This window comes from Cupriavidus sp. UBA2010, from assembly GCF_002335265.1.
Classification (GTDB): Bacteria; Pseudomonadota; Gammaproteobacteria; order Burkholderiales; family Burkholderiaceae; genus Cupriavidus; species Cupriavidus metallidurans.
On sequence record NZ_DDCI01000009.1, the window covers coordinates 179,554 to 198,600 of the forward strand.

General features: G+C 64.5%; 14 protein-coding genes. 8 read left to right on the forward strand and 6 right to left on the reverse strand.

Annotated elements, in window-relative coordinates; translation table 11 throughout:
- Positions 1 to 8 precede the first annotated feature (8 nt).
- Positions 9 to 470, reverse strand: coding sequence for a tripartite tricarboxylate transporter TctB family protein (locus tag B2246_RS04205; protein ID WP_008647137.1), 462 nt, complete (start codon positions 468 to 470; stop codon positions 9 to 11).
- A gap of 374 nt (positions 471 to 844) precedes the next feature.
- Here B2246_RS04205 and B2246_RS04210 point away from each other — a divergent pair, with 374 nt between their 5' ends.
- Positions 845 to 2,662, forward strand: a complete 1,818-nt coding sequence (locus tag B2246_RS04210; protein WP_286879785.1) for a potassium/proton antiporter — start codon at positions 845 to 847, stop codon at positions 2,660 to 2,662.
- Here B2246_RS04210 and B2246_RS04215 read toward each other — a convergent pair.
- The 3 genes from B2246_RS04215 to B2246_RS04225 all read right to left on the reverse strand — a co-directional run bounded on the left by B2246_RS04215 (position 2,634) and on the right by B2246_RS04225 (position 5,516).
- Positions 2,634 to 3,641 carry a tripartite tricarboxylate transporter substrate binding protein gene (locus B2246_RS04215; RefSeq protein WP_035881596.1) on the reverse strand — a complete coding sequence of 336 codons (1,008 nt, stop codon included), beginning with the start codon at positions 3,639 to 3,641 and terminating at the stop codon, positions 2,634 to 2,636. The two genes, B2246_RS04210 and B2246_RS04215, sit on opposite strands and share 29 nt — an antisense overlap.
- 97 nt (positions 3,642 to 3,738) lie before the next feature.
- Positions 3,739 to 4,194 (reverse strand): DUF2214 family protein, encoded by a 456-nt coding sequence (locus tag B2246_RS04220; protein ID WP_035881597.1) that lies wholly within the window; start codon positions 4,192 to 4,194, stop codon positions 3,739 to 3,741.
- A 101-nt stretch (positions 4,195 to 4,295) separates the two neighbouring features.
- The gene (locus tag B2246_RS04225) at positions 4,296 to 5,516 is read right to left on the reverse strand and encodes a CaiB/BaiF CoA transferase family protein (RefSeq protein ID WP_286879990.1); all 1,221 of its coding nucleotides are present in this window, start codon (positions 5,514 to 5,516) and stop codon (positions 4,296 to 4,298) included.
- Between the two features lie 249 nt (positions 5,517 to 5,765).
- Between B2246_RS04225 and alaS the strand changes: the two genes are divergently transcribed.
- Positions 5,766 to 8,390 (forward strand): alanine--tRNA ligase, encoded by a 2,625-nt coding sequence (gene alaS, locus B2246_RS04230; RefSeq protein WP_286879786.1) that lies wholly within the window; start codon positions 5,766 to 5,768, stop codon positions 8,388 to 8,390.
- A 104-nt stretch (positions 8,391 to 8,494) separates the two neighbouring features.
- On the opposite strand, the gene B2246_RS04235 is transcribed toward alaS, so the two are convergent.
- Both B2246_RS04235 and B2246_RS04240 read right to left on the reverse strand, forming a co-directional pair.
- A complete protein-coding gene (locus B2246_RS04235; protein WP_035881599.1) occupies positions 8,495 to 10,072 on the reverse strand; it encodes an aldehyde dehydrogenase (NADP(+)) in 1,578 nt (525 codons plus the stop codon).
- A gap of 165 nt (positions 10,073 to 10,237) precedes the next feature.
- Positions 10,238 to 10,987, reverse strand: coding sequence for a FadR/GntR family transcriptional regulator (locus B2246_RS04240; protein WP_008646042.1), 750 nt, complete (start codon positions 10,985 to 10,987; stop codon positions 10,238 to 10,240).
- A 162-nt stretch (positions 10,988 to 11,149) separates the two neighbouring features.
- Here B2246_RS04240 and gudD point away from each other — a divergent pair, with 162 nt between their 5' ends.
- The 6 genes from gudD to B2246_RS04270 all read left to right on the forward strand — a co-directional run bounded on the left by gudD (position 11,150) and on the right by B2246_RS04270 (position 19,046).
- Positions 11,150 to 12,505: a glucarate dehydratase gene (gene gudD, locus B2246_RS04245; protein ID WP_286879789.1), complete on the forward strand. Its 1,356-nt coding sequence runs from the start codon at positions 11,150 to 11,152 to the stop codon at positions 12,503 to 12,505.
- 94 nt (positions 12,506 to 12,599) lie between these two features.
- Entirely contained in the window at positions 12,600 to 13,655 is a 1,056-nt protein-coding gene (locus B2246_RS04250) for a Bug family tripartite tricarboxylate transporter substrate binding protein (protein WP_186426390.1), read from the forward strand.
- A gap of 211 nt (positions 13,656 to 13,866) precedes the next feature.
- The gene (locus tag B2246_RS04255; protein ID WP_286879791.1) at positions 13,867 to 14,460 is read left to right on the forward strand and encodes a YXWGXW repeat-containing protein; all 594 of its coding nucleotides are present in this window, start codon (positions 13,867 to 13,869) and stop codon (positions 14,458 to 14,460) included.
- Positions 14,461 to 14,909: 449 nt separating this feature from the next.
- A complete protein-coding gene (locus B2246_RS04260; RefSeq protein ID WP_286879793.1) occupies positions 14,910 to 17,189 on the forward strand; it encodes a TonB-dependent receptor in 2,280 nt (759 codons plus the stop codon).
- Between the two features lie 79 nt (positions 17,190 to 17,268).
- On the forward strand, positions 17,269 to 17,955 hold the full coding sequence (locus B2246_RS04265) for a Fe2+-dependent dioxygenase (protein WP_035881605.1): 687 nt from the start codon (positions 17,269 to 17,271) through the stop codon (positions 17,953 to 17,955).
- Between the two features lie 5 nt (positions 17,956 to 17,960).
- The gene (locus B2246_RS04270; RefSeq protein ID WP_008646051.1) at positions 17,961 to 19,046 is read left to right on the forward strand and encodes an alpha-hydroxy acid oxidase; all 1,086 of its coding nucleotides are present in this window, start codon (positions 17,961 to 17,963) and stop codon (positions 19,044 to 19,046) included.
- Position 19,047 lies beyond the last annotated feature (1 nt).

Consider the following 19,047-nt stretch of genomic DNA (forward strand, 5'->3'; position numbering starts at 1 on the left):
CCGTCTCCTTAGCTTGCCAGGAAAGCCGGCCACACCGGCATCTGCAGGTTGATGCCGTACACAAAGGCGCCCATGCTGATCAGCACGAGGATGATCGCGTTCAAAACGGCACCCTTCCAGCTGAATTCATGGCTGGCCATCGAGGAAACCAGCACCAGCACCACGACCGACAGCACCATGCCGAGCGGCTTGAGCAGCAGGCCGAACAGCACGACCGCACCCAGGATCCACAGCAGGATCTTGATGTCCCAGCGTTCCAGGCTGTCTTGTGCCGCCTTGGACGACAGCGAACCCCACAGTACCAGCGCGCCCAGCAGGGCGAGCACGATGCCGAGCCAGAACGGGAAGTAGCCCGGTCCCATCTTGGCGGCTGTTCCCATGGAATAGCCACGGGCGACGAAGGAAAAGCCCAGACCGACCAGAATGAACATCAGGCCGGAGGCAAAGTCCTTTTGGCTGCGTATGCGCAAAATGATTCTCCTCGATTGACTTGCTTGAACTTGACGCGACGTGCCGGAAAACCGGCCTGTCAACTGGGTCGCGGGTGCACGTCACCCACGGCCCGGCGACACTCCCCGTCGCGGGCAGGGTGGAAGTTAAAAGTGCATCCTTTCAGCTACCTTTCATATGTCTGCATTTGGGTGCATCCTCAGGGTATGTCCCTAGGCATACGTCCGAAAGCTGTTCGAAAGGCGGACGTAAGTCGTTGACGATGCAAGGGAAATCACGAGGCGAACGGGAGATTGGACGTCTGGCAGCAGGGCGTTGAGTCGGCCTCGGCGTGCACTATCATCGACAGAACCGGTCGGTATATCGGCGCTAAGACGGTACGGGGAGCCACGGGATGGAAAGCATCGATCACGCCATTCTGCTCGGCGCCGTCGTGATGACGGCGGGCATCCTGCTCGGGGTTTTCTCGTCGCGCTTCGGTGTCCCGTTCCTGCTGGTCTTCCTGGGCGTGGGCATGGCGGCCGGGGTCGATGGCCCCGGCGGCATCCGCTTCTCCAACACCTGGCTCAGCTTCCTGGTGGGCAATATCGCGCTGGCCGTGATCCTGCTCGATGGGGGGTTGCGCACGCGCCTTGCCACCTTCCGCGTGGCGCTGCGGCCGTCCTTGTCGCTGGCCACGCTGGGGGTGGTCATCACGGCGGTGCTGGTCGGCGCGTTTGCTTCCTGGTTGCTCGGGATCGACTGGAAGCTCGGGCTGTTGCTCGGCGCCATCGTTGGCTCGACCGATGCCGCCGCTGTCTTCTCCCTGCTCAACGGTAGCGGCGTGCGGCTCACGGAGCGCGTGGCCAGCGTGCTCGAGATCGAGTCGGGCATCAACGATCCCATGGCAATCTTCCTGACCCTGACGTTGATCGAGTGGATCACCGCGCCGCAGGGGCTGTCGCCAGGTGCGCTGGTGACGCGGCTGGTGGTGCAGTTCGGGGTGGGTGGGGTGCTCGGCGCGGCGCTGGGCTACTGTCTGGCCAATGTGATGGAGCGCGTCAACGTGGCCGAGGGCCTGCAGGCCATTCTGGTCTGTTCGGGGGGCTGTATGGTCTGGGCGATCGTGCAGACTGCCGGCGGCAGTGGCTTCCTGGCGGTCTACCTGACCGGGATGATCGTCGGCAACCGGGAACACGCGGTCAGCGGCGACACGATGCGCGCAATGGACGGCATGGCCTGGCTGGCGCAGTCGGCGATGTTCCTGCTGCTTGGCCTGCTGGTGTCTCCGCACCGGATCTGGGACATCGCGCTGCCCGCCGCGGCCGTGGCGTTGTTTCTGATGTGCGTGGCGCGGCCCGTGGCCGTCTGGATCTCGTTGCTGCCGTTCCGGTTCAACGCGCGCGAGAAGGGTTTCGTGGCGTGGATGGGGTTGCGCGGCGCGGTGCCGATCGTGCTGTCGCTGTTCCCGATGCTGCAGGGCATGAAGGATTCCGGGTTGCTGTTTCGCGTGGCGTTCGCGGTGGTGCTGGCCAGCCTGCTGTGCCAGGGCACCACGGTCGCCCTGGCCGCACGGCTGGCGCGCGTGCTGCGGCCGCTCTACAACGAACCGCTATCGCGTGAGCGGATGCGCGGCACCCAGGCGCCAGCACTGGAGTTGATGCAGTTCGAGGTGGCGGCAAATTCGCCAGTAGACAGCTTGCGCGCGGACCAACTCGAATTGCCAATGCGCAGCCGCCTGATGACCGTGGCGCGTGACGGGGCGCTGGTGCCGCTCGACCGCGCCATCCTGCGTGCTGGCGATATCGTCTCGGTGCTGGCGCCCGGCGGTGTTCTGCCGGTGCTTTCTCGACTGTTCCTGACATCAGGACCGCCGCCTGCCTGGGACCAGGTGACCTACGATTTTCTGCTTGCGGGACAGGCGAGTCTGGCGGATGTCGCCGCGCTGTATGGCACCCGGGCGCTGCTGCCGCACGAGCAGTTGAGCACGCTCGAACAGGCGATGCTGGCGGTATTCCGGTCGCCGCCGGTAGAAGGGGATGCGTTGGAGGTTGCCGGCTTGCGGCTGACGGTGACCCGTATGGACGGGCCCCGCATCGTGCAGGTGGGATTGCTGCTGCCGCGCCCGGTGGCAGCGAGCGCTGGCGATGGCCCTAACCATCGCTGGCGCCGGCGCCACCGGGCACGGCAGGGGCTGGACCAGGTCAGTCGACCTTCGCGCCGGAAACCTTGACGATCTGGCTGTACTTCCTCAGTTCGCGCTGGATCAGGGTGGCGAACTGGTCAGGCGTGGTCGGCGCCGGCTGCGCGCCGATGCGTGCCAGCTTCGCCTTCATGTCGTCGGTCTTCAGGATCGCCACGATGTCGCGATTGAGCCGATCGACGATGTCGCGCGGGGTGCCGGCCGGTGCGAGCACGCCGAACCACGTGGAGATATCGAAGGTCTCCAGGCCCAGTCCCTTGCCGGCTTCGGCAATCGTCGGCAGTTCCGGGAATGCAGCCGCGCGGCTGGCCGTGGTGACCGCGAACGCCTTGAGCTTGCCCGCCTTGATGTTGGCCGACGCCGACGCGAGGTTGTCGAAGATCAGGTCGGTTTGGCCCGACAGCACCGACATCTGCGCGGGCGCCGCGCCGTTGTACGGGATATGGACCATGCTGACGTGTGCCATGCTCTTGAACAGCTCGCCCGACAGGTGTCCGGCGCTGCCGTTGCCACCCGACGCGTAGTCGAGCTTGCCCGGATGCTTGCGTGCGTATTCGACCAGATCGCGCACGTTATTGATGTGCAGTTCGGCGGCCTTGCCAGGGTGCATCACGAGTACGTTCGGCACGTCGGCCACGAGCGTGATCGGCGTGAAATCCTTGACCGGGTCATACGGCATCTTGGCGAACAGCGTCGGGTTGATCGCATGGGTGGCCACTGCGCCCATCACGATCGTGTAGCCGTCGGCGGGCTGCTTGGCCACGAAGTCCGCGCCAAGATTTCCGCCCGCGCCGGGCCGGTTCTCCACCACCACGGGCTGACCGAGGCTATCGCGCAGCTTCTCGCCGATGGCGCGCGCTACGGTGTCGAGCGGGCCGCCGGCCGGGTAGGGCACGACGAAGCGGATCGGCTTGGTGGGCCAGTTGCTGGCGGCGCTGGCCGGTGCGGCAAAGGCCAGCGTGGCTGCCATTGCGGCGCCCATCGCGGCGGAGAGCAGGGTCTTCAACATAAGTCAGTGGATAAACGGAGGAAAGCAGGAGGAAAGCGGATGACCAGCGCGGGTGCGACTGGCCAGAGGCCGCGGCAGGGCGCGGCCCATCGAGGTCTCAGTGGATGCCGATGCCGCGCGCCATCATCACCGCGCAAAGCGGTAGCAGGATGAACGCATGGGCTTCGATCATGACCCAGCGGCGCACCTTCTTGATTTCGGCCGGAGTCGGCACGAACTCGGGCAGCTTCAGCGACTGCTTGCGCCACCGCGCAAAGGCAAACGTCGGTGGCAGCGTGGCCAGCGCGATCAGCACGAACACGGTGATCTTGGCGTGGAACCACGGGTTGTGCAGATAGAAGTCCACACCCTTGGCGCCATAGAACAGGCGTAACAGTCCGGTGGCCAGCACTGCCATCGCCGACAGGAAATAGAAGAAGTCGTATTGGGACAGGCGGCGCACGGCGGAAGGCGGCATGTCCGGGCGCAGCACGACGGCCTCTGCGGCCATCAGCGTGACAAGGACGAAAATCGCCGTGAAGTGCAGGAACGCGAGCAGGGCGTCGGTCAGCATGCATTCTCCTCAGGGTTGGGGAAACGTCATGATCACCGGCTGCGCGCACCCGCCGGAGCGGGTGCGGTCAAGTCAATGGCGAAAAGCGTGGGCGGGGAAGGTCAGACCACGCCCTTGTCGCGCAGGGCGGCGATGTGTTCGGCACTGTAGCCGAGTGTCTCGCCAAGCACCACATCCGTGTGCTCCCCGAGCAACGGCGGATGGCGCAGCGCCTCGGTCGGCGTGGCGCTCATCTTCATCGGGCTGCCCACCAGCTTGACCGTGCCGGCCGAGGGGTGGGGCAGGTCCACGCGCAGGCCACGCGCGACCACCTGCTCGTTCTCGAAGACCTCGTCGAGCGTGTTGATCGGTCCGCACGGCACGCTGGCGCGCTCCAGGTCCAGAATCCACTGTTCACGCGTGCGCGGCGCCACCATCTCGGCCAGGATCGGTACCAGCACGTCGCGGTGCGCCACGCGCTGCGGATTGGTGGCGAAGCGCGGGTCGTCGGCCAGCTCGGGGCGGCCGCCGGCGGTGACGAACTTGCGGAATTGGCCGTCGTTGCCCACCGCGACGATGAGCCATCCATCGGCGGCCTGGAACGTCTGGTAAGGGACGATGTTCGGGTGCGCGTTGCCCCAGCGCTTCGGCGGGACGCCGCTGGCCAGGTAATTGGTGTTCATGTTTGCCAGCATCGACACCTGCACGTCCAGCAGCGCCATGTCGATGTACTGGCCTTCGCCGGTACGGTCGCGGTGGGCCAGCGCGGCCAGCACGGCGATGGTGGCGTACTGTCCCGTCATGAGGTCAGAGATCGCCACGCCGGCTTTCTGCGGGCCGCCGCCGGGCAGGTCGTCGCGCTCGCCGGTGATGCTCATGAAGCCACCCATGCCCTGGATAATGAAATCGTAGCCCGGGCGCTGGGCGTAGGGGCCGGTCTGGCCGAAACCAGTGACCGAGCAGTAGATCAGGTCCGGCTTGATCGCTTTGAGCGATTCATAATCGAGGCCATACTTCTTGAGTTGTCCGACCTTGTAGTTTTCGAGCACCACATCGCTCTGCGCGGCCAGGTCGCGCACGAGTTGCTGCCCCTCCGGCGTGCTGATGTCGCACGTCACCGAGCGCTTGTTGCGGTTGGCCGCCAGATAGTAGGCAGCCTCGGCCGTGTCTTCGCCCTCGGGGGTCTTGAGCCAGGGCGGGCCCCAGATGCGCGTGTCGTCACCGGCGCCGGGGCGCTCGATCTTGATCACGTCGGCGCCGAAATCGGCAAGATTCTGGGCGCACCACGGGCCCGCGAGCACGCGGGTCAGGTCGAGGACGCGAAGATGGCTTAAAGCTCCCATGGCGATGGCGGCAGGCAGGTTCGAAAGAGCCAGCACTCTATCACCGGGGCAGTCGGGCGATGTCTTTGCGCGGAATCCCGAAGGAAGATCCTTGGGCGATAATCGGACGGCCGTCTGCCTGTCAGGGCGCTTGCCGACGGACACCTGCCCACCACTGCCCCGGGACGGGCCTTCCCCGTATAATCAACGGTTTGCAAATCCAACCTGACTGACTGCGCCGTGCCTCGACGCCGGCTGCGCCCGCACAACATGAAAGTCTCCGACATTCGCAGCAAGTTCCTTCAGTTCTTCGAGTCGAAGGGCCACACGGTGGTCCGCTCGTCCAGCCTGGTGCCGGCGAACGACCCGACGCTGCTGTTTACCAATTCGGGCATGGTGCAGTTCAAGGACGTGTTCCTCGGCACTGACAAGCGTCCCTACGTGCGCGCCACGTCGTCGCAGCGCTCGGTGCGCGCCGGCGGCAAGCACAACGACCTCGAGAATGTGGGTTACACGGCACGTCACCACACGTTCTTCGAAATGCTGGGCAATTTCTCGTTCGGCGACTACTTCAAGCGCGAGGCCATCCAGTACGCGTGGGAACTGCTGACCAAGGTCTACCAGCTCCCCGCCGATAAGCTCTGGGTCACGGTCTACGCCGAGGACGACGAGGCTTACGACATCTGGGCCAAGGAAGTGGGCGTGCCGGCCGACCGCATCGTGCGCATCGGCGACAACAAGGGCGCGCGCTACGCGTCGGACAACTTCTGGCAGATGGCCGATACCGGCCCGTGCGGCCCGTGCTCGGAAATCTTCTATGACCACGGCCCGGACGTGTGGGGCGGCCCCCCGGGATCGCCGGAAGAAGACGGCGACCGCTACATCGAGATCTGGAACCTGGTGTTCATGCAGTTCAACCGCGACGAGCAGGGCACCATGACGCCGCTGCCCAAGCCGTGCGTGGACACCGGCATGGGCCTGGAGCGTATTGCCGCCGTGCTGCAGCACGTGCATAGCAACTATGAGATCGATCTGTTCCAGGCACTGATCAAGGGCGCTGGCCGTGAAACGCATATCGCGGACCTGAACCAGAATTCGCTGAAGGTCATCGCCGACCACATCCGCGCCTGCTCGTTCCTGATCGTCGACGGCGTGATTCCGGGCAACGAAGGCCGTGGCTATGTGCTGCGCCGTATCGTGCGCCGCGCGATTCGTCATGGCTACAAGCTAGGTCAGAAGACGCCGTTCTTCCACAAGCTCGTGGGCGACCTCGTCGCGCAGATGGGCGAAGCCTATCCGGAACTGGCCGAAGCCCAGTCGCGCGTGGTGGAAGTGCTGAAGGCCGAGGAAGAGCGCTTCTTCGAAACCATCGAAAACGGCATGTCGATCCTCGACGCCGCCGTGGCGGACCTGAAGGCCAAGGGCGGCAAGGTGCTCGACGGCGAACTGGCGTTCAAGCTGCACGATACGTTCGGCTTCCCGCTCGACCTGACGCAGGACGTGGCGCGCGAGCAGGAGATCACGGTGGACGAAGCGGCGTTCGACGCCGCGATGACCCGCCAGCGCGAACAGGCCCGTGCGGCCGGCAAGTTCAAGATGGCCGCAGGCCTCGAATACTCGGGCGAGAAGACCGTGTTCCACGGCTACGACTCGCTCTCGATGGATGGCGTGCGCGTGACCGCGTTGTACGTTGATGGCGCATCGGTTGACACGATGCAGCCGGGCCAGAGCGGTGTAGTTGTGCTGGACAACACGCCGTTCTATGCCGAGTCGGGCGGTCAGGTGGGCGATCAGGGCACGCTGGTGTCGGGCCCGGCCGTGTTCGCCGTGGCGGATACCACCAAGATCCAGTCCGACGTGTTCGGTCATCAGGGCACGCTGGCCAATGGCGCGCTCAAGGTGGGCGATACCGTAGCGGCACAGGTCGACGCGGTCCGCCGCGCCCGCACCGTGCGCAACCACTCGGCTACCCACCTGATGCACAAGGCGCTGCGCGAAGTGCTGGGCACCCACGTGCAGCAGAAGGGCTCGCTGGTCGATCCGGACAAGACCCGCTTCGACTTCTCGCACAACGCGCCGCTGACCGATGCGCAGATCCGCCAGATCGAAGAGATCGTCAATGCCGAGATCCTGAGCAACGCGCCGACCGTGGCACAGGTCATGCCGTTCGACGACGCGGTCAAGAGCGGCGCGATGGCACTGTTCGGCGAAAAGTACGCTGACGATGTGCGTGTGCTGTCAATCGGTACGTCGAAGGAACTCTGCGGCGGCACGCACGTGACCCGCACCGGCGATATCGGCCTGTTCAAGATCGTCGTGGAAGCTGGCGTGGCCGCTGGTATCCGCCGCGTGGAGGCGATCACCGGCGACAACGCGCTGCACTACCTGCAATCGCTCGACGCCCGTCTCAACGAAGCCGCCGCCGCGCTGCGCGCGCAACCTTCGGAACTGGTGCCGCGCATCGGCCAGGTGCAGGACCAGGTTCGCGCGCTCGAGAAGGAACTGGAAAAGCTCAAGAGCAAGCTGGCTTCGTCGCAAGGCGATGAGCTTGCGGCGCAGGCCGTGGACGTCAAGGGCCTGAAAGTGCTGGCTGCCCAGCTCGACGGCGCCGACGTGAAGACGCTGCGCGAAACGATGGACAAGCTCAAGGACAAGCTGCAGAGCGCGGCCATCGTGCTGGCGGCTGTGGCTGACGGCAAGGTGAGCCTGATCGCGGGTGTGACCGCCGATGCCACGTCGAAGGTCAAGGCCGGCGAACTGGTCAACTTCGTTGCCCAGCAAGTGGGCGGCAAGGGCGGTGGCCGTCCGGACATGGCCCAGGCAGGCGGCACCGATCCGGCAAATCTGCCGAAGGCGCTGGCTGGCGTGACGGAGTGGGTGTCGGCGAAGGTCTGAGCCCCGTCGGCATCAATGAGGAAGGCCTCCCGTAACGGAAGGCCTTTCTCGGGAAATAAAAAACGGCTGCGTGAGCAGCCGTTTTTTATTGCGAAGTCGCCAGATCAGGCGCGGCCGAGTTCGCCATCCTTCAGTCGCCACAGGTTTAGTGGGTTGCCGTCCTGCACGGCTTGCGGCAGCAGGTCCGCCGGCACGTTCTGGTAGCACACCGGACGCAGGAACCGGTCGATCGCGCTAGCGCCCACCGATGTTGTGCGTGTGTCCGACGTCGCCGGGAACGGGCCACCGTGGACCATCGCGAACGATACTTCCACGCCGGTCGGAAAACCATTGAACAGCACACGACCGACCTTGCGCTCCAGCGCGGGGAGCAGGCGGGCCGCCAGTGCGTGGTCGCCGGCATCCGCCTGCACCGTGGCGGTGAGCTGGCCTTCCAGGATGCGCGTCACGGCGAGCAGCGCCTCGGCATCCTTGCAGGTGACCAGTACCGTGGACGGGCCGAAGACTTCGACGTGCATGCGGTGGTCGGCAATGAACTGCTCCGCCGAGGTCTCGAAGAATACCGGGCGCGCCTGGTTCGGGCCCGTCGCATCCAGTCCGCAGGCCGCACGCGAGAGCCCGGCGATATCGGAGAGTTGCGTGACGCCACGTTCGAACGCCTGATGGATGCCCGGCGTCAGCATGGTGGCGGCGGGTTTGCCGGTCAGCGCGGCGAGGGCAGTCGCGCGGAATGCCTCAAGGGCCGGACCTTCGATGGCCAGCAGCAGGCCGGGGTTTGTGCAGAACTGGCCGACGCCGAGCACCAGCGAGTCGATCAGGTCGCGGGCAATCTGTTCGCCGCGCGCGGCCAAGGCTTCGGGCAGCAGGTATACGGGGTTGATGCTGCTCATCTCGGCATAGACCGGGATCGGCTGCGGGCGCGTGTTGGCCACGTTCACCAAGGCCAGCCCACCGGTGCGCGATCCGGTGAACCCGACCGCCTGGATGGCAGGGTGGGCAACCAGCGACGTGCCGATCGCATTACCTACACCCATCACGAGCGAGAACACGCCTTCAGGCAGACCGCTGTCGGCCACGGCCTTCTGGATGGCGCGGCCAACCAGTTCGGACGTGCCGGGGTGAGCGGGGTGGGCCTTGGCAACAACCGGGCAACCGGCGGCCAGAGCAGACGCGGTGTCGCCGCCAGCCACCGAGAAAGCCAGCGGGAAGTTGCTGGCGCCGAACACGGCCACGGGACCGACCGCGATCTTCTGCATCCGCAGGTCGGGGCGCGGCGGGGCGCGCTCGGGCAGGGCGCTGTCGAGCGTGGCATCCTGCCAGCGGCCGTCGCGTAGCACCCGGGCGAACAGGCGCAACTGACCGGTGGTTCGGCCGCGCTCGCCCTGGAGGCGGGCGAGCGGCAGTGCCGTTTCGGCGTGCGCGCGCTGGATCAGTTCGTCGCCAATAGCTTCGATGGCGTCGGCAATCGACTCCAGGAAGCGGGCGCGTTGTTCGGGCGAGGTGGCGCGATAGGCATCGAAGGCCGCCTCCGCCAGCACGCAGGCGCGCTCGACGTCGTTGGCATTGCCGCTGTGGAATGCCGGTTCGAGTTGCTCGCCGGTGGCCGGGTTGATCCCGTAAAACGTCTCTTCTGTGCCGCGCACGGCGCTCGCGCCGATCAGCATTTCGCCGGTAATCGTCATGATCTTGGGTCCTGCGGGTGAGGAGGGATTGGCATGGCGGCCAGCGTGGCCGTCACATCAGGCTGGAAGTGATTTTGTCGTAAGACATCATATGACATGGCGCGGCATGCCGCAACCGCGTCGCCCGTAGGGATTCCCCCGCGGGCAACATATAGCGGGCGTGCCTTAGGCCGCCGACCCCGCCATTGCAGATGCCTTGCGCAAGCGCTCCCGACTATTGGTCAGGTGCATCCGCATGGCAGCCTTGGCGGCTTCCGGGTCGCGTCGCTCGATGGCGTCGTAGATGCTCTCGTGCTCGAAGTTCACGCGTTCCAGATACTGCTCGCGCTCAGGCTGACTGACTTGCAGCCGGCTGCGCGGGATCACCATCGTGCCGAGGTGGCCCATGATGTCCGTGAAGTATCGGTTGCCCGTGGCGCGTGCGATAGACAGATGAAACTCGAAATCGGCGCCTACCGCATCGCTGCCCTCCAGCGCGCTGTGCTTGATGTCGTCGAGTGCCCGGCGGATTGCCCGTAGTTGGTCGTCACTGCGGCGCGTGGCGGCCAGGCTGGCGGCTTCGGCTTCCAGGCTGACGCGGAATTCCAGCATTGCCAGCACATCCATCGCCGTGACGATGGCAGAAGGGTCGATACGGAACGGCGATTGCGTTTCCGCTGGGCGATTCAGGACAAAAGTGCCGATGCCGTGGCGCGTCTCCACCATGCCGCTGGCTTGCAGCCGCGACAGCGCCTCGCGCACCACCGTGCGGCTCACACCGAGCCTGGCCATGATTTCGGATTCGGTCGGGAGTTTGTCGCCCGGTTTGAGCTGGCCCTGCTGGATGTTCTCGGTCAGGCTGCCGACCACCTCTTCGGCGAGCGTGCGGCCACGGCGGCGCAGGGGAGCGGGCGAAGTCAGCGGGGCATTGGACATGGCGGGCAGATATCTTGGATCTTGGCCAGTGGCGATCACTGGTTGTTGACCGTGTAGTGATGCGCTCATTATACTTCGTCATAAGTCATACGACGACCGATAACACACAGGTGCTTGCAGCTACCCTCACGTTGTGGCAGCGCCGGCCCGGAGACAACCGACATGAATGCCGCTTCCCTTCAAGGCGCCGCTGGTGCCACGCCTGTCGTCACTGAACTGACCGTTGTCCCCGTCGCCGGCCACGACAGCATGCTGATGAACCTGTCGGGGGCCCACGGCCCGTACTTCACTCGGAACATCGTGATCCTGCGCGACAGCGCCGGCAATACCGGCGTTGGCGAAGTGCCGGGCGGCGAGGGCATTCGCAAGACGCTCGAGGACGCGCGCCCGCTCGTGGTTGGTCAACCTATCGGCCAGTATCAGGCGATGCTGAACAAGGTTCGAGCCACGTTCGCGAGCCGCGATGCCGGGGGACGTGGTCTGCAGACCTTCGACCTGCGCATCACGATCCATGCCGTGACGGCGCTTGAAGCCGCTCTGCTCGATCTGCTCGGCAAGCACCTCCAGGTGCCCGTGGCGGCCCTGCTCGGCGAAGGCCAGCAGCGCGACGCGGTGGAGATGCTGGGCTACCTGTTCTACGTCGGTGATCGCCAGCGTACGACGCTTGACTATCGCACCGAGCCCGATGCGGACAACGAATGGTTCCGCCTGCGCAATGAAGTGGCGATGGATGCGAAAGGCGTGGTGCGACTGGCCGAGGCCGCGTACGAGCGCTACGGCTTCAACGATTTCAAGCTCAAGGGTGGCGTGCTGAGCGGTGACGAGGAAATGGAGGCGATCCTCGCGCTGCATGAGCGTTTTCCGAAAGCGCGCGTCACGCTCGACCCGAACGGCGGCTGGCTGCTGGCCGACGCGATCCGCCTCTGCCGCGACAAGCATGGCGTGCTGGCCTATGCGGAGGACCCGTGCGGCGCCGAGGACGGCTATTCGGGCCGCGAGATCATGGCCGAGTTCCGCACGGCCACCGGACTACCTACGGCCACCAACATGATCGCCACCGACTGGCGTCAGATGGGTCATGCGGTGCGCCTGCATTCGGTCGACATTCCGCTGGCCGATCCGCACTTCTGGACCATGCAGGGCTCTGTCCGCGTGGCGCAGATGTGCGCGGAGTGGGGGCTGACCTGGGGCTCGCACTCGAACAATCACTTCGATATTTCGTTGGCCATGTTCACGCATGTGGCCGCCGCCGCGCCGGGCCGCGTGACGGCAATCGACACGCACTGGATCTGGCAGGACGGCGAGCACCTGACGCGCAGCCCGCTCAGGATCGAAGGTGGCCTGGTGCAGGTACCAAAGACACCCGGCCTGGGCGTGGAGCTGGATATGGATGCGCTCGCGCGCGCCAACCGCCTCTATCAGGAAAAGGGACTCGGCGCGCGTGACGATGCGATCGCGATGCAATTCCTGATCCCGGGCTGGAAGTTCAACAACAAGATGCCCTGCATGGTGCGCTGACGGGCCATGCAACGTGGCGGGGGCAGTGGGTGTTTCGCCACGACAGACAGATAACAACAAGCCAAACGCTTTTCGTCAAAGCAGGAGACAAACGATGTTCCAGACACTCTCGCCCATTGCGGCGCAAGGGGGCACGCGGCGCGTGTCCCTCCCGTCCACGTTGCTGCGCCGCTGCCTTGGCGTGGCCCTCGCATTTGCCGCCGGGGCGATCGTAAGCACCACCGCGCTGGCTAACACCACCGGGACGACCGCGTGGCCGCAGAAAGCCGTTACGGTGGTCGTGCCGTTCCCGGCTGGCGGTTCCACCGACACCATTGCGCGGATGCTGGCGGCCCCGCTCAACGAGAAGCTTGGTCAGCCGTTCGTGATCGACAACCGGCCGGGCGCTACCGGCGCGATCGGCGCGACGTTCGTCAAGCGTGCACCCGCTGATGGCTACACGATGATGGTGGCGTCGATCGGCGTCTATGCCGTCAATCCGTTTCTGCAGAAGAACCTGCAGTACGACCCGGCCAAGGATTTCGACTTGCTTACCGTGGCCGTGCGCGCGCCCAATGTGCTGGTCGCCAACCCGAACTTCCCGGCCAAGACGCTGCAAGAACTGGTGGCCTACATGAAGAAGAACCCGGGCAAGGTCAGCTTCGCGACGTCGGGGGCCGGTTCGTCCGACCATTTGACCGCGGCGCTGTTCTGGCAGAAGAGCGGCACGGATGGCCTGCACGTGCCGTACAAGGGCGGCGCGCCCGCGATCTCGGATCTGCTGGCCGGCCAGGTGGACGTGTCCTTCCAGAACATCAATGCGGTGCTTCAGCACATCCGCTCTGGCAAACTGCGCGCGCTGGCCGTGACGTCAGACAAGCGGTCGGCCGTGTTGCCGAACGTGCCGACAATGGCCGAGGGCGGCGTGAAGGACGTGGAGGTGTACTCGTGGCAGGGCGTGGCGGCGCCGAAGGGCCTGCCTGCCGATGTGAAATCGCGCCTGCATGGGGCCATCGTGACGGCGCTCAAGGACGCGAAGATGCAGCAGAAGCTCAATGAGCAGGGCTTCGAGGTCGTGGGGAACTCTCCCGAGCAATTCGCGGACTTCGAGACGCAGGAGCTCAAGCGGTGGAAGACCGTGATCGAGCAGGGCAAGATCACGGCCGAGTGATCGCCGTGTGCTTGCCGCACACACCCGGCTCCGCAATCTGTGGGGGGTCAATTCAGGTAGCTCCATGGAAGTGCTTGCCCCGCCTTGATGGCGGGGCTTTTTGCTTTCAGGCTTCGGTGTGCGGCCTGACATCGATGCAACCGTTTGTAAGTCTGTCATCGTGGTTTCGGCGCCTCCCGTTATGGGCACATAACTCTGGAGGATCGCCCCGATGTCTTCTCGTCTTTCACTTCCCGGCACTGTTCTGCTCTCGGCCGTTTGCGTTGCGGCCGCCGGCCTGAGCGGTTGTGTCGTCGAGCCGCCGCGTCATGTCGAGCGCGTCGAAGTGCAACACATTACCCAGGCGCCGCCGGCGCCGATCGTCGAGGAGATTCCTCCGGCCCCATATGTCGACGCCTACTGGATTCCCGGACACTGGGCCTGGAAGGGCGGCCGCTATGCATGGAACGGCGGGCATTGGGAGCAGGCGCGCGTGAACATGGTGTACCAGCGCGCGCACTGGAGTAACGAGCATGGCGAATGGGTGTTCCATCCCGGGCGCTGGGTGGAACTGGTGCAGCAGGCACGTGTCGCGCCGATCGTCGTGAACGTGCCGCCGCCGATGCCACGCGTGGAAGTCATGCCGCCACCGCCTGGTCCAGGGCATGTCTGGATTGGCGGGTACTGGCGGTGGTCAGGCAGCCGGCATGAATGGGTCGCCGGCCATTGGGAAGCGCGGCGCGACACCGCTTTCTGGGTGCCTGGGCACTGGTATCGCAGTGGCGGCGGCTGGACCTTCGCCGGGGGCGTCTGGCAACAGTATTGATTTGATGTGGCTTGAACCGCCCGGACCACGACGAGGTCCGGGCGGGACGCAGGAAGCCGTTCGGTGAAGGACGCCGCGCGGCGTTCGATTCAGGCTCCAAATGTCTGCATCTAAGGTCAACCAGAGTGCTTGATAGTTGACAATGTAAATGCGAATAATTTACATTTACAGGTCTGTGCTTCCTGCCGTCACTTGATCCAATCGCAAATGCGAACACCCGCCTGACAAGGGCCAAGGCCAGCGCCAGTCGTTCCGGCTGGCCGTGACCCGCCATTCCACAAGAGTGAAAACGTTCTTGCGTCCCACCTGGACGCGAGCGGGTATCCCTTTGCCTTGCAACACCGCATTCCCGCAATGAGGTGGTCGCGATCGAAGCTGGATCGCGGCCTGACTTCGACTGGCGCGGCAGCACTGAACGTCATTTCAAGTCATTCATGCTGGAGTCTTCCGTGCAGCAAAAAATCCTTTCGAGTGCCATCCGCGTGCTGGTTTCTGGCGCGGCCTCAGCTGGTCTGGCAATCTCCGTGTCCGCTGTTCCGCTGGTCGTACATGCGCAAACCGCGCCTGAAGGTCAGAGTTCGGCTGGATCGGCCGACGACAGAAATGTGCTGCCGTCCGTCACGGTAACGGGCAAGGGTGTTCCCAACACCAATGACGCACCGACGGGGATGTCGCGTCTGCCGGAGACCATCAAGGAAACGCCCAAGACGATCAACGTCGTGCCCAAGGAGGTCATCGAGCAGCAGCAGGCCACTTCCCTCGAGCAGATCCTGAAGAACGTGCCGGGCATTACGATTTCCACGGGTGAGGGCAACGGCGGGCAGAACGGCGACCAGTTCCGCATTCGCGGCCTTTCCGCCAAGGGCGACATCTATGTCGATGGTCTGCGGGACTTCGGCGCATACAAGCGCGACAGCTTCAACACCGAAAGCGTGGAAGTGATCAAGGGACCGTCGGGTGAGACCTTCGGCGTAGGCAATATTGGTGGTCTGATCAACCAGTCAACCAAGCGGGCGAACCTGAACACGAGCACCAGCATCGACCAGGGCGTCGGTTCGGCGTCGACGTACCGCACGACGGTCGACAGCAATATCCGCCTGAACGATACGTCCGCTGTCCGTATCAACGGCGTGTTCCAGAATGGCCGTGTCGCGGATCGCGACCATGTCGATGACGACCGTCGTGGTTTCGCCATCGATTTCGGCACCGGTCTGGGCACCAGCACGGAATGGCACCTGAATTACTCCTACCTGCACCGCAGTGGCGCGCCGGACTACGGCGTGCCGCTGGCGCAGGGTGCGGATGGCATCTTCCGTCCGCTGCCTGAGTACAACGTACCGGGTTACGCGTCGTCGACGTCCTACGTCCGTAATACCGACCGGGACATCACCGACGCCCATATCGTCTCGTCGTCGTTCATGAAACGGCTCGACAACGGCATTACCATCAACAACGACACGCGCTTCAGCTTCTACGAGCGTGATTTCTCTTCCACCAACCCGGCGTCGCTCAACTACGCGAGCCTGCAGCGGTTGCTGGCGGGCGGCAACGTGAGTCTGGCGTACGGCGCGGGCGGCGGTTCCACCTATCTGCAGCGCGGTTGGGGCATTCAGAACGTGCTGAGCGCCAAGGGCGAGTTCCATACCGGTAGCTTCCGTCACAAGGCCATGGTTGGCCTGGATACGATCTACCAGCGTGACCATCGCGACATGGGCACCTGGACGGGCCGCATGAACAACCAGACCGTCATGAACCCGATTTTCTACAACAGCCCGGGTGCGACGGTCAGTTATGGCGGCACCACGCGCGATGCGAACTCGATCGACGTTGGCGTATTCGCCAACGACCGTGTCTGGTTCAACGACCAGTTCTCGTTGATGGGCAGCCTGCGCTGGGACTACTTCCGCAGCGAGTACTCGACCAATGCGTCCTCGGTCGGTGGCGTATCCGATTCGAAGAAGCTGAGCCCGGCTATCAGCGCGATCTGGGAGCCGACCAAGGACTACATGTTCTACACGTCGTTCTCGCGCACCTATCGTCCGGTCGGGACCGATATCGCGGTGGCGGTCGGCGGCGTGCAGTCCGAGGTGCCGCAGAACGGTGTCAACACCGAGCCAGAGCGTGCCGACACGATCGAAGTGGGCGCCAAGCTGGATTTCCTCGAAAAGCGCCTGGGCGTGACCGGTGCGATCTTCCAGACCAAGAAGTACAACGCGTACACGGTTGACCCGATCACCGGAGACATCACCAACGGTTTCTCGGATTCCGGTGAAGGCCGGCGCATCCGCGGCGCGGAAATTGGCCTGAGCGGGCGGATTACGAACAACTGGTCGGCCACGATGGCATATGCCTACCTGGACGGCATCGTCACCTCGGCCACGGCGCCTACCTCGATTGGCAATGTCGCCCCTGGCGTCTCGCGCCACAATGTGACGCTCTGGACCAGCTATGACATTCCGCACACGATCCTGCCGTTGCCGGGCCGGCTCACAGTGGGTGGCGGTCTCCAGTACGCGTCGGCCTATTGGGCGGACACGGCGAACACCGCGCGTATGCCCGATAACTTCTCGCTCGATGCGATGATCGGCTATAAACAGGGCAAGTTCCGCGCGTCGCTCAATGCCTACAACCTGACGAATCGCCTGAACTATCAGTCGTCGTTCAACGCGGTGCGTGCCGTGCCCACCTCCGGCCGGACGTTCCTGTTTAACGTCGGCATGACGTTCTAACGCAAGTCGCGGGCTTTACGGAGCGGCTACCATACGCTTTCCGGCGTACGTGCGCCGCTCCGCCAAACCTTGAACTGCCATGCTCATTCAGATACCCAATGTCCTCACACCGGAGGAAGTCCGGTACTGCAGGCAACGGCTGGAAAGTTCGAACTGGGTCGACGGTCGCGCTACTGCGGGCGATCTCGCGGCCCAGTCCAAGCTCAATCTGCAGATTCCCGTCGATAGCGAGGTGGCACAAGAGCTTGGCGAGTTCATCCTGACCGCGCTGGGTCGCAATGCCTCGTATCACTCCGCCGCGTTGCCTCTGCGTGTCTTGCCGCCAATGTTCAATCGCTATGAAGGCGGCATGACATTCGGCACGCACGTGGACAATGCCATCCGTACCGTGCCGGGCACCGGCGGGATGCGCATCCGCGCCGATGTATCCAGCACGCTCTTCCTGACCGATCCCGACGAATACGACGGCGGAGAACTCGTGATCAAGGACCTGTACGGTAGCCATACGGTGAAGCTGCCGGCCGGGCACATGGTGGTCTACCCTGCGTCGTCGCTGCACGCCGTGACCCCGGTCACGCGTGGCGCTCGCTGGGCTTCGTTCTTCTGGGCGCAATCGATGGTCAAGGACGACGGCCAGCGGACAATGCTCTACGAACTCGATCTGACGATCATGGAAGTCCGCAGACAACTCGGCGACGACAAGGACGCCGTGCTCGCGCTGGTCAACCACTATCACAACCTGCTCAGGCGCTGGGCAGAGCTTTGACACTCATGCAGATCCCCGCCGACACCGTCTCGCTGCGTGACTACGAGTATCGCTTTCACGAAAGGGTGGACCCAGCGATTCGCGCCTACATCGCGGGCGCGGCGGCGGATGCGGTAACGCAGCGCGAGAACGGCGCCGCATTCGAGCGCATCAGGCTGATGCCTCGCGCGCTTGTCGATATGTCGCAGGCATCGGCCCGGTCCGAACTGTTCGGCGAGACGCTCGACTATCCGATCCTGATTGCCCCAACCGCGTATCACAAGCTCGTCCATCCCGACGGTGAACTGGCGACGGTTCAGGGGGCGTCCCTCACCCGCACCTGGATGACTGTCAGCACCCAGGCCAGCGTCACGCTGGAAGAGGTCGCGCGCGCATCCACCGCGCCACTCTGGTTCCAGCTCTACATGCAGCCACGGCGCGAGGACACGCTGGCGCTGGTCCGCAGGGCGGAGCAGGCGGGCTACAAGGCGCTGGTGGTGACGATTGACGCTTCTGTCAGCGGCATCCGCAATGTCGAGCAGCGCGCGGGGTTTCGATTGCCCGATGGTGTCAGTGCGGTCAATCTTGCTGGGTTTGCCGCAAACGAGCCGATTCGCGCAAGCGTGGGGAGTCCGGTCTTTCGCGGTATGTTGGCCCATGCACCGACCTGGTCTGACATCGAGTGGCTATGCGGACAGACCGCGTTGCCGGTACTCGTCAAGGGCTTGCTCAATCCGGCCGACGTGCCTGCCGCGCTGAATGCGGGGGTGTCCGGCATCATCGTGTCGAATCACGGTGGCCGCGTGCTCGACACGCTTCCCGCCACGATCGACGTGCTGCCCGCCGTTGCCGCCGCCGTGGCTGGCGCTGTGCCGATCCTGCTCGATGGCGGTGTGCGGCGCGGTACGGATATCGTCAAGGCGATTGCGCTGGGTGCCTCCGCGGTACTGCTTGGCCAGCCAGTGTTGCACGCGCTGGCGGTCGGCGGGATGCCGGGCGTGGTCCATATGCTGACGCTGCTGCAAACCGAACTGGAAGCCGCAATGGCATTGCTTGGCAGGCCGACTCTACGCGATATTGACGCGTCGACGCTGATGGGCCGGACGGCGTAGC